Below are 2,205 nucleotides of genomic sequence, written 5' to 3' on the forward strand. Positions count from 1 at the left end.
GCGACTCGAAGGCACCTTACAGGGCATTCTGGTCAACAGCCTGAACAACATGCCAGAAATTGCTGGACAGGAAGGTGCCATAGCCGCAGCACTGGATCGCCACTTACCCTTGCGTCGTGACGCGCGTGATGGGGACACCTTCAGCCTGCTGGTTGAGCAAGAGTGGCTGAGTAATGACCCCACACCCTACTCCACCCGATTACTGGCTTTTGATTATCAGGGTGACCGCATGACTATTCGTGCAGCCCGTCATCAGGATGGCCGCTTTTATACTCCTGAAGGCATCAGCCTGATTCCTCCTTTTGATCGCATCCCCCTGGTTCAGCGCTTTCGGATCAGCTCTAACTTCAACTTAAATCGTCGCCACCCCATCACCGGGCGTGTCCAGCCGCATTACGGCACCGACTTTGCTACACCAACGGGAACTCCGGTTCGAGCACCTGCAGATGGGCGCATCATTCGTCGCGGCTGGCACCCCTATGGCGGCAACTATATTGTAATTGACCATGGACAGGGATTTGAGACACGTTATCTGCACCTGCACCGTATTCAGGTCAACCGAGGGGTTGAGGTGAAACGTGGACAGATCATCGGTCAAACCGGCAATACCGGCCGCAGCACCGGCCCACACCTGCATTATGAATTGCATATCAATGGTCGCCCAGTGGACGCCATGCGCGCCGAACTGCCCAGCGTTGAAAAACTGGAAGGGGCTGATCTCAAACTGTTCAAGGAACAAAGTCAGCAGATTTTTTCCGGACTGGATAACCGAATTGCCCTGCAGGATCTGGCACAGCGCTTGATACAGCCTGACTCCACTGCACCCTAATTGATGAATTACAGGAAATCACTGATGAATGCTGCACTCCCTGATGTTGCCAACCAGACTCACCAGAGCCTGCATCTGGATCAGGTTGGCATGGCTGAAATTCCGCTGCGCCTTAAATTTCAGCAGCAGGACATCAGTGCCCGCGCCACCCTGACCGTGGATCTGAGCGCAGAACAACGCGGCATTCATATGTCACGCCTGTACCTGACACTTGAGCAGCTGGGCAGCCAGTCAGAACTGACCCCTGCCAATCTGCTGTTATGGCTGGAGCAACTGTTGCAAACCCAGCAACCTGGCAGCCAGCATCTGCGCCTGGAATTACGCTTTGACTGGTTAAAAAAGGTTCCAGCACTACTCAGTGATAACAGCGGCTGGCAGTCTTACCCCATCCGACTGGTTGCCTGGCAGGATGAACAGGGCAGCCACCTGCTGGAAAGTGTTGAGCTGTTATATTCATCCACCTGCCCCTGCTCTGCCGCCCTGTCACGTGAGGCACTGGCCGAGGTGTTTCGTGAAGAGTTTGCTGATCAAGCCAGTATCCGCCCGGAAGAAGTTGCTCGCTGGCTGCAGAGCAATGCCAGCCTGGCAACACCCCACAGTCAACGCAGCATGGCACGTGCCCAGCTCCACTCAACACTGAGCTACACCAGCAGCCTACAGCTGCCGGAACTCATTCAGCGCATGGAAAAAGCCCTTGCCACACCCGTGCAGACCGCAGTAAAACGTACAGACGAACAGGCTTTTGCACTGCGTAACGGTGCCAACCAGATGTTCTGCGAAGATGCCGCTCGTCGCCTTGCACGCAGCCTGGAAGGTCTGCCAGACTGGCAGAATGCACGCATTGAAGTCCATCATTATGAAAGCCTGCACGGCCATGATGCCGTGGCTGGTAAATGGCTCAGCCGCACCAACCAGCCGGCACCCAAGGCCGACTGGTTCTAATACAACAACAATCGGAGTCGACCATGTTCAAAGCGCTTAAAATCGAGAAGGATGAAACTGGTTACCGCACCCAACTGGCCTCGCTGGAAGACAGCCAACTGCCAGACGGTGATGTCACCATCAAGGTCGATTTTTCCACGCTCAATTACAAGGATGCCCTGGCAATCACCGGCAAAGGCCCGGTGGTGCGCAACTTCCCAATGGTGCCCGGTATTGACCTGGCCGGAAGTGTTGAGTCCAGCAGTAATCCGGCTTATCAGCCCGGTGATGCCGTGGTGCTCAACGGCTGGGGTGTTGGTGAAGTGCACTGGGGTGGTCTGGCACAAAAAGCCCGCCTTAAAGGTGACTGGCTGATTCCTCTACCCACCGCATTTACACCACGTCAGGCCATGATGATCGGCACTGCCGGTTATACCGCCATGCTGTGTGTGATG

Annotated in this window: 3 protein-coding genes; all 3 read left to right on the forward strand. The window is 55.4% G+C overall.

The genetic code is table 11. The annotated features are described in order from the left end of the window. Positions 1-829, forward strand: an 829-nt coding sequence (locus IBX50_RS19930; protein ID WP_292258140.1) for a peptidoglycan DD-metalloendopeptidase family protein, incomplete at its 5' end; no start/stop codon positions are given. A gap of 24 nt (positions 830-853) precedes the next feature. After that, complete coding sequence (gene folE2, locus IBX50_RS19935; protein WP_292258141.1) at positions 854-1,771, forward strand: GTP cyclohydrolase FolE2; 918 nt, start codon at positions 854-856, stop codon at positions 1,769-1,771. 23 nt (positions 1,772-1,794) lie between these two features. Beyond that, positions 1,795-2,205, forward strand: a 411-nt coding sequence (locus IBX50_RS19940; protein WP_292258142.1) for an alcohol dehydrogenase catalytic domain-containing protein, incomplete at its 3' end; no start/stop codon positions are given.

The sequence above is a fragment of the Marinospirillum sp. genome (assembly GCF_014859565.1).